Below are 7,015 nucleotides of genomic sequence, written 5' to 3' on the forward strand. Positions count from 1 at the left end.
GGCGTGGCTATACCGCCGCGTCCGACAGCTATTGGCGCAACTACCATCAACTGATTGCCCGAATCGTCATCGGCACCGGCTTGCTGCTGTTGATCTCATTGGCCTGGAACGCCTACATGCGCCGCCAGATCAAGCAACGGAAAATGGCCGAGCGCGCGCTCAACGATCAGTTCGAATTCATGCGCGCCCTGGTCAATGAAACACCGCATCCAATCTACGTACGTGATCGCAACGGCCTTTTGCAGACCTGCAACGACAGCTACCTCCAGGCATTCGACGTCAAACGCGAAGACGTCATCGGCAAAAGCGTGATCCAGATGAGCATGGCCCTTGAGTCGGAGGCGGCGCAGTATCACGCTGACTACCAGCGGGTAGTGGCCGAAGGTAACCCGCTGATCCTGGATCGCACCCTGCACATCCACGACAGGAAACTGACCATCTACCACTGGATCCTGCCTTATCGCGACTCCACCGGTGAAGTCCAAGGCATCATCGGTGGCTGGATCGACATCAGTGAAAGACGTCAATTGTTTGATGAACTGCGTGCGGCCAAGGAGCGTGCCGACGAGGCCAATCGCGCCAAAAGCACGTTCCTGGCCACCATGAGCCATGAGATCCGCACGCCGATGAACGCTGTGATTGGCATGCTCGAACTGACACTCAAGCGCGCAGACCAAGGGCATCTCGATCGGCCGGCCATCGAGGTGGCGTACAACTCGGCCAAGGACCTGCTGGAACTGATCGGCGACATATTGGACATCGCACGCATTGAATCCGGTCGCCTTAGCCTCGCCCCGGAACGCGTCAACCTGCGAGAAGTGATTGAGTCCGTCGTGCGCGTCTTCGACGGGCTTGCACGCCAGAAAACCCTCAGCCTGTTGTTAGAGTTCAAACCCGATCTGGACGACATCGAAGTCCAGATAGACCCGCTGCGTTTCAAGCAAGTGCTGTCCAACCTGGTGAGCAATGCGATCAAATTCACCGAACGCGGGCAGGTGAAGATCAAAGTGGAGGTGCTGCCGACGCTGGTACCCGAGCAGATCGAGCTCAAACTAGTGGTCGAAGACACCGGTATCGGCATCAGTAGGGACGACCAATCACGCCTGTTCGAACCGTTCGCCCAAGCGGACAACTCGGGGCACCTGGCCAGGAGCGGTGCGGGGTTGGGATTGGTGATCTGCCGCAGCCTCTGCACAATGATGAGTGGCCAGTTAAGCCTGAGCAGCGTGCCCATGGTCGGCACCCAGGTGCATGTCAGCCTGAAGATGCCTCGCCTGCATAAGCAGAACCAGGTCGGCGAACTTACGCCGACGACGGCCACCTCCACTCCGGTGCTCAATGTGCTGGTAGTGGATGACCACCCGGCAAACCGCCTGCTGATGTGCCAGCAACTGGGCTATCTGGGTCACCAGTTCACCGCCGCCGAGCACGGCGCAGCCGGCTTTCAAGCGTGGCGCCAGGAGCGTTTCGACCTGGTGATTGCCGACTGCAACATGCCCATCATGAATGGCTACGAGTTGAGTCGTTCGATCCGTGAGTACGAACAACGCGAACAACTGCCGCCCTGTGTAGTGCTGGGCTTTACCGCCAATGCGCAGCCGGAGGAAAGGCAACGATGTGTGCAGGCAGGCATGAATGACTGCCTGTTCAAGCCCATCAGCCTCACAGTGTTGGAACGGCAACTGGCACAAATCCCCCCTCAACCAGCAAGTCCGCGCCTGGACTTGGGATGCCTGGAAGCCCTGACCGGCGGAGACCCACTATTAAGTCGACGCTTGATGGAAGAACTGCTGAACAGCAGCCGGCACGACCGCCACGAGCTCATGGAACTGCTGACTCGGCAAACCCCGCCCGAGGACATCATTGAACAAGCCCACAAAATCAAAGGCGCCGCTCGCATCGTTCAAGCCCATGCATTGGCGGGGCAATGCGAAGCGCTGGAGCAGACCTGCGCCCGGAGCGAAAATCGGCCAATGATCGAAGCCGGTATCAAAGCGCTGGAAAAACTGATGCTGGAACTGGAAAGGACGTTGCAGGCGCAACTTCATGAACTGGACCGCCAATGAGAGGCAGGGGTTCGCCCCCGCCTCGCTTTTTCAGCAGTCGGTCAAACGCAGGAAAATCGCCGCCAGTTGTTCGATCCCAACTTGATCTTGATGTGTAAAACGGGCCAACGATGGGCTGTCGAGGTCGAGGACACCAATCAACTTATTGTCCTTGACCAATGGCACCACCAATTCGCTATTGGAAGCGCTATCACACGCAATGTGCCCAGGAAATGCATGCACATCTTCTACCCGCTGGGTTTGCCGTGAAGCCGCCGCCGCACCACACACGCCACGACTAAACGGAATCCGCACACAGGCGATCTGCCCCTGGAAGGGCCCCAGCACCAGCTCTTCATTGCGATTGAGGTAGAAGCCTGCCCAGTTCAGATCCTCCAACTGGTTGAAGAGGAACGCGGAAAACTGCGCACTGTTGGCGATGAAATCACGCTCATCCGCCAACAGCGACTCCAGTTGCGCGCAGAGCATGGCATAGCCATCAAGGCCAGTACCTGCCTGTTGTAAATCGATCATGGTTGACGTTCCAGCAATTTAAGACCCACCCAATAACGGGCGAATTGATAGGCACACCGGCCATTGCGGTTGCCGCGCCCGGTAGCCCAACGCACGGCGAGAATATCGAGAGCTTCATCGCGTTGCCACTGCAAACCGGCTTTGCTGGCAAGCTCGCCGATCCAGTGCTCCACCACATCCAGAAAGTGCTCCTGGGTAAATGGGTAGAACGACAGCCACAAGCCGAAACGGTCCGACAAGGCAATCTTGTCCTCAACGGCTTCGCTCGGGTGCAGCTCACCATCCACGCGTTTCCAGTTGTCGTTATCGCTCTGGTTTTCCGGCACGAGGTGACGGCGGTTGGACGTGGCATACAGCAACACGTTTTCCGGCGCCTGCTCCAGCGAACCGTCCAATACGCTTTTGAGCACACGGTAATCACCTTCACCTGCCTCGAACGACAGGTCATCGCAGAACAGGATGAAGCGTTGCGGCAGCTTGAGCAGTTGCTCGACCACACGCGGCAGGTCCGCCAAGTGATCACGCTCGATTTCGATCAAGCGCAAACCCGCCTTGGCGTGCTGAGCCAGCAGCGCGCGCACCATGGACGATTTGCCGGTGCCTCGCGAGCCCCAAAGCAATGCGTGATTGGCAGGCAGACCATCGATAAATTGTTGGGTATTGCGGGCCAGTTGCTCACGCTGCTTGTCGACGCCGATCAAGTCGGATAAGCGCATGTCCAGGCTCACATCCAGCGGTAACAGGAAGCCAGTGCGACCTTCGCGCTGCCAGCGGGCAGCCAGGCAATGGTTCCAATCGATAGCTTGGCGTGGCGCTGGCAACAAGGGCTCCAGGCGCGCAAGCACTGCGTCGGCCCGCTCAAGAAAGGCATTCAATCGAGAGTCCACAATTATTCCTCTGGCAAGTTCTTGCAAAAGATGGCGTATTGGCAACCCTGCGGCAGACCGCACGAGGCTGCGTAAAAAAACGATTCATGCCGGGTAAGCCAGAGCCTGTGGATGTTCAGCTATGCTTGCCGAGCGAAGGGAAACGTGAAGTGGTTCAACACTCGATGGATATCAAGTTCACCCACCGCTTGTCTTATAAACAAGCCAGATTGACTGTGCTGGTCGGTTTCGTCTTGGGAACCCTGCTCAGCCTGATCCAAATCGGTATCGATTATGCCAGCGAAGACGCATCCATCAACCGTGAAATACGCTCGCTGATCGAAATCAGCCATAACCCCGCATCACGTATCGCCTACAACATCGATGCCGAACTCGCCCAGGAGCTGACCCTGGGCCTGCTGCACTCCCCTGCCATCACCCACGCGCAGTTGATCGACAACAACGGTGTGGTCCTGGCTGACGTCGATCGCCCACGCAAGGAAAGCAGTTATCGGCCCATCAGCGACTTTCTGTTTGGCGCCAATCGTCAGTTTGAAGACCGGTTGTTCCTGAGCCACATGCCCAATGACTCACTCGGGGTATTGCGACTGGACGTGGACACCTACGCCTTTGGTAGCCGTTTCCTGCACCGTGCCGAGATAACCCTTCTCAACGGATTTGCCCGCAGCCTACTGCTGACCGGAATATTGCTGGCATTGTTCTACGTGATGCTGACCCAGCCCCTCGTGCGCATTATCCGCGCACTGAGTACCAGCAAGCAGGCCCACCTGGACTGCCCGCCGGGGCACGAAAACGATGAAATCGGCGTATTGGTGAACGTTGCCAACCAACAATTCGAAAACATGGAAACCGAAATCCATCAGCGCCGTCATGCCGAAGATCGCCTCACTGAATACCTCGGGCAACTGGAGGATATCGTCTCCGCGCGAACCTTGGAGCTCAAAGCCAGCAACCAGCGCCTGAGCCAATCCAACGATGAGCTGGAAGCTGCAAAGATGACCGCCTTGGGCATGGCTCAGGCACGGGCGGCGTTCCTGGCCAATATGAGCCACGAAATCCGCACGCCACTGAACGGCCTGCTGGGGATGATCGCACTGTCACTGGACAGCCCGCTGAATGCCGAACAGCGCCAGCAACTGTCCATCGCCCATGATTCAGGCAAAGTGCTGGTGGAATTGCTCAACGATATCCTGGACCTGTCCAAGTTCGACGCAGGCCAATTGGAGCTGGAGCGCATCCCGTTCGACCTCGGCGCACTGGTGGAAGACACCGCTAACCTGCTGTCGCAGAACGCCGCGCCGAGTGTCGAGCTGACATGCCTGATCGACCCGCAGTTTCCTGCCCAAGTCATTGGCGACCCAACCCGCGTACGCCAGATCGTCAGCAATTTGCTCTCTAACGCGTTGAAGTTCACTCGCTTCGGCCGCGTCGATGTGCGCCTGCGCGCTCAAGGTGACCGGGTAAACATTGAGGTGTGCGACACCGGCATCGGCATAGCCCAGGAAGCTCAGGTGAAGATCTTCCAACCGTTCACCCAGGCGGGCGCCGGCATCACCCGACAATTCGGCGGGACAGGGCTGGGTCTGGCGCTGACCCACAACCTGTGCGAGGCCATGAAGGGCCGCTTGAGTATCAGCTCGGAGGTTGGGTTTGGCAGCCAGTTCTGTGCAGATCTTCCGTTGCCCACTCATTTGCCGGCTCCCCGGTATGCCCCACTCGCGGGCGAAGTCATTGTCATCACTAGTGCGGGCAGCGGCCTGACGGAACTGCTCACCACTCTGCTGCCCCACTGGGGGCTGACACCGCGCTGCTATTCCCAGGACGATGACTTGAGCGGGCAAAACCCGGACCTGCTGATCACGGATTGCCCTGAGTGCCTGTTCCGTCTACGCCCGACGATCAGCGCGCCGATCCTGCTGGTGACCGCCTATGGCAACTTCATGCCCAATGAAGAAGTAGCAGCATTGGTGCCGTTGCAGCAACAGGCACGGCCATTGAGCCGCAACGCCTTGTACCAGATCCTGCAACGGAACCTGCGCAGCGAGGCACCCTTGATCCTTGATCCGATCCAGATGGAAGCTGCCCCCCTGGCCCACCGGGCGCGCATCCTGCTGGTGGAGGACAACCCGGTCAATCAACTGGTGGCCAAGGGTATGCTCAGCAAACTGGGGTGTGAGGTCATTGTCGCCGCCCATGGTGGCGAGGCGCTCAAGCGCCTCGAAGACCAACGCTTCGACATGGTGTTGATGGATTGCAACATGCCGGTGATGGACGGCTACGAGGCGAGTCGGCAAATTCGTCGCAGCGGGCGTTGGCCGGACTTGCCCATCGTCGCGTTGACCGCCAATGCCTTGTCCGAAGAACGCGAGCGTTGCCGCGCGGCGGGGATGAATGATTACTTGGCCAAGCCGTTTCGCCGTGAGGAACTCAACGCGTTGCTGGACCTCTGGGTGCCTAAGACGACAAGCCTTTGATCTGCGCCAGCAACTGGTCCAGGCCATCACGCAGGGCCTCGGCCTGATTCAGATCGATGCCACTGTCGCACAGCAACCGGATCTTCAAGCGCTGGGTTTGGCCGCGTAATTGCACGCCGGCCTCGCTCAGGCTCAGGTGCACTTCCCGTTCATCCTTCACGCTGCGTTGACGCTTCACCCACTCGAGCTGCTCAAGCCGCTTGAGCAATGGCGTCAACGTGCCCGAATCCAACATCAACCGCTCACCCAAGGCCTTGACCGTGGGCTGCGCAGGCGCAGTGTCGTGCCACTCCCACAACACCAGCATCACCACGTATTGCGGATAGGTCAGACCCAGTTGATCCAGCATCGGTTTGTAAGCGCGGGTGACCGCTCGTGAAGCGGCATAGAGCTTGAAGCACAGCTGGTTGTCCAAGGCCAGAGAGACGGCAGGCAAATCGGTCATTTGAGCAGCGCTTCGATCTCTTGAGTCAGATCCTCAGGCTTGGTGGTCGGGGCAAACCGCTTGACCCTCTGACCGTCGCGGCTGACAAGGAACTTGGTGAAATTCCACTTGATGCCCTGAGAACCCAACAGACCAGGCGCCTGTTTTTTCAATTGGATAAACAAAGGGTGAGCATCACTGCCATTGACGTCGATCTTCTTGAACAGCGGGAAACTGACGCCGAAGTTCAGCTCGCAAAACTCGGAGATGGCCCCTTCGTTGCCCGGCTCCTGCTTGCCGAACTGGTTGCAGGGAAAGCCCAGCACCACCAGCCCCTGATCCTTGTACTGCTGCCAGAGATGCTCCAGCCCTTTGTATTGCGGCGTAAAACCACATTTGCTGGCGGTGTTGACCACCAAAATGGCCTTGCCGGCGAAATCGGCCAAGGTCTTTTGCTCACCCTTGATGGTGGTGCAAGGGATACTCAGCAGGTTGTCGCTCATGGCAGTGCCTCAGATAAGGGGAAGAAGCAGAAAGATAGTAGGCAATTCAATTGTGTGCAATTTAATCACCTGGATTGATGCTGCGTTAACAGCCTTGACTCAAGCCAACTGTGGGAGCTGGCTTGCCCGCGATGGCGGGGTGTCAGTC

At 58.2% G+C, this 7,015-nt stretch carries 6 protein-coding genes; 2 read left to right on the forward strand and 4 right to left on the reverse strand.

Going from position 1 to position 7,015, the window contains the following annotated elements; all coding sequences use genetic code 11:
• Positions 1-2,066 (forward strand): ATP-binding protein (locus ACRESD_RS00230; protein WP_431749094.1); only part of this gene is annotated, 2,066 nt, incomplete at its 5' end.
• A 30-nt stretch (positions 2,067-2,096) separates the two neighbouring features.
• Here the strand turns inward: ACRESD_RS00230 and ACRESD_RS00235 are convergent.
• Together ACRESD_RS00235 and ACRESD_RS00240 are read right to left on the reverse strand one after the other, a co-directional pair.
• On the reverse strand, positions 2,097-2,579 hold the full coding sequence (locus tag ACRESD_RS00235; protein WP_431749095.1) for a GAF domain-containing protein: 483 nt from the start codon (positions 2,577-2,579) through the stop codon (positions 2,097-2,099).
• Positions 2,576-3,466, reverse strand: coding sequence for an ATP-binding protein (locus ACRESD_RS00240; protein ID WP_431749096.1), 891 nt, complete (start codon positions 3,464-3,466; stop codon positions 2,576-2,578). Before ACRESD_RS00240 ends, ACRESD_RS00235 begins: the two co-directional genes overlap by 4 nt.
• A 164-nt stretch (positions 3,467-3,630) precedes the next feature.
• Between ACRESD_RS00240 and ACRESD_RS00245 the strand changes: the two genes are divergently transcribed.
• Positions 3,631-5,940, forward strand: coding sequence for a response regulator (locus tag ACRESD_RS00245; RefSeq protein WP_431749097.1), 2,310 nt, complete (start codon positions 3,631-3,633; stop codon positions 5,938-5,940).
• Here the strand turns inward: ACRESD_RS00245 and ACRESD_RS00250 are convergent.
• Positions 5,921-6,385, reverse strand: a complete 465-nt coding sequence (locus tag ACRESD_RS00250; protein ID WP_431749098.1) for a MarR family winged helix-turn-helix transcriptional regulator — start codon at positions 6,383-6,385, stop codon at positions 5,921-5,923. The two genes, ACRESD_RS00245 and ACRESD_RS00250, sit on opposite strands and share 20 nt — an antisense overlap.
• Positions 6,382-6,867, reverse strand: a complete 486-nt coding sequence (locus ACRESD_RS00255) for a glutathione peroxidase (protein ID WP_431749099.1) — start codon at positions 6,865-6,867, stop codon at positions 6,382-6,384. Before ACRESD_RS00255 ends, ACRESD_RS00250 begins: the two co-directional genes overlap by 4 nt.
• Positions 6,868-7,015 lie beyond the last annotated feature (148 nt).

Origin of the sequence: Pseudomonas sp., from assembly GCF_050739995.1 — a bacterium.
In the GTDB taxonomy this organism is placed as follows: Bacteria; Pseudomonadota; Gammaproteobacteria; order Pseudomonadales; family Pseudomonadaceae; genus Aquipseudomonas.